The organism is Streptomyces barringtoniae (genome assembly GCF_020819595.1).
Taxonomy (GTDB): domain Bacteria; phylum Actinomycetota; class Actinomycetes; order Streptomycetales; family Streptomycetaceae; genus Streptomyces; species Streptomyces barringtoniae.
Window position 1 is genome coordinate 1 of the sequence record NZ_JAJHNP010000067.1, and the last position, 2,044, is coordinate 2,044.

Genomic DNA, 2,044 nt, shown 5'->3' on the forward strand with positions numbered 1-2,044 from the left:
CCGGGCGAACACGGAATAGGCGTCGTACAGCTCCCGGCCCATGCCGAGCCGCTGGCTGCCCTGCCCGGTGAACAGGAAGGCGAGTTTGCCACCAACCGGACCGCCCTCGGCCAGTCCAGCCGAGGGTTCGCCTGCGGCCAGCGCGTCGAGTGAGCGTATGAATGCGTCCCTGTCCCCCGCCACCACGACCGCGCGATGGTCGAAGGTGCCACGATGGACGGCCAGCGAATAGCCGATGTCGGCCGGGCTGAACTCGGGGTGGTCCGACACATGGGCGCGCAGGCGCGCGGCCTGCACACGCAGGGCCTCGACAGTCCTGCCCGACACCGGCCAAGGCAGCACCTTGGGCACCCGCGGGGAACTGTCATCGGTCCCTGTTTCGAGCGCGGGGGCCTCTTCGACGATGGTGTGGGCGTTGGTGCCGCTGATGCCGAACGAGGAGACCGCCGCCCGGCGCGGACGGCCGGTCTCCGGCCAGTCCCGCGCCTCGGTCAACAACTCCACCGCACCCGCAGACCAGTCCACGTGCGGGGACGGCTCGTCCACGTGCAGGGTCCGCGGCAGCACACCGTGCCGCATCGCCATCACCATCTTGATGATCCCGGCGACACCGGCAGCCGCCTGCGTGTGACCGAAGTTGGACTTGACGGAGCCCAGCCACAGTGGCTCGCCCTCGGCCCGGGCCTTGCCGTAGGTGGCGAGCAGCGCCTGCGCCTCGATCGGGTCACCCAGCGTCGTACCCGTACCGTGCGCCTCCACCACGTCCACCTCGGACGCCGAGAGCCCGGCGTTGGCCAGTGCCTGCCGGATCACCCGCTGCTGCGACGGACCGTTCGGCGCCGTCAGGCCGTTGCTGGCACCGTCCTGGTTGACCGCCGAGCCACGGACCACCGCCAGCACCGGGTGACCGTTCCTGCGGGCGTCGGACAGCCGCTCCACCAGCAGCATGCCCACACCCTCACCCCACGCCGTGCCGTCCGCCGCGGCGGCGAAGGGCTTGCAGCGGCCGTCGGCCGCGAGGCCACGCTGACGGCTGAACGCCACGAACGTTCCCGGCGTGGCCATCACCGTGACACCGCCGGCGAGCGCCAGCGAGCACTCGCCGTTGCGCAGCGCCTGGACGGCCAGGTGCAGCGTGACGAGGGACGACGAGCAGGCGGTGTCGACGGTGACCGCCGGGCCTTCCAGGCCGAAGGTGTAGGCCACACGGCCGGAAACGACGCTCCCGGAACTGGCCGTGCCCATGTAGCCCTCGAGGCCGTCGGGTGCGCGGTGCAGCAGCGTGCCGTAGTCGTTGTACATCACGCCGGCGAACACACCGGTACGGCTGCCGCGGAGCGACGCCGGGTCGATGCCCGCGCGTTCGAACGCTTCCCAGGTGGTCTCCAGGAGCAGCCGCTGTTGCGGGTCGGTGGCCAGTGCCTCGCGCGGGCTCATCCCGAAGAAGACCGGGTCGAAGTGGTGTGCGTCGTGCAGGAAGCCGCCCTCGCGCGTGTAGCTCGTGCCGGGCCGGTCGGGGTCCGGGTCGAAGAGCCCTTCCACGTCCCAGCCCCGGTCCGTGGGCAGGTCCGAGATGGCGTCGCGGCCCTCGGTCACCAGGGTCCACAGGTCCTCGGGAGACCGGACGTCTCCGGGGTACCGGCAGGCCATGCCGACGATGGCGATCGGATCGTCGTACGCCGCCGCTCCCGCCGCGACGACCGGGGCGGCGGCCTCGGCCGAGGTGCCCAGGACTTCCGTCGTCAGGTATTCGGCCAGGGCGGTGGGCGTGGGGTAGTCGAAGATCAGGGTCGCGGGGAGGCGGACCTCGGTGGCCGCGGTCAGCCGGTTGCGCAGCTCCACCGCGGTCAGCGAGTCGAAGCCGACCTGGTTGAAGGCGCGCAGCGGATCGACCGCCTCGGGTCCCGGGAGGCCGAGTACGGCGGCCACCTGCGTGCGGACCGATTCCAGGACGACCTTGACCCGTTCCGCCGGGGGGAGGGTGGTCAGGCGTTGGGCCAGGGCACCGGGGGCCGCGGCGTCGGCCGCCGCAGCACGACGTACC

At 72.1% G+C, this 2,044-nt stretch carries 1 protein-coding gene; it reads right to left on the bottom strand.

Going from position 1 to position 2,044, the window contains the following annotated elements; translation table 11 throughout:
- A partial coding sequence (locus tag LMU33_RS40705; RefSeq protein WP_228627131.1) for a type I polyketide synthase occupies positions 1-2,044 on the bottom strand: 2,044 nt, incomplete at both ends.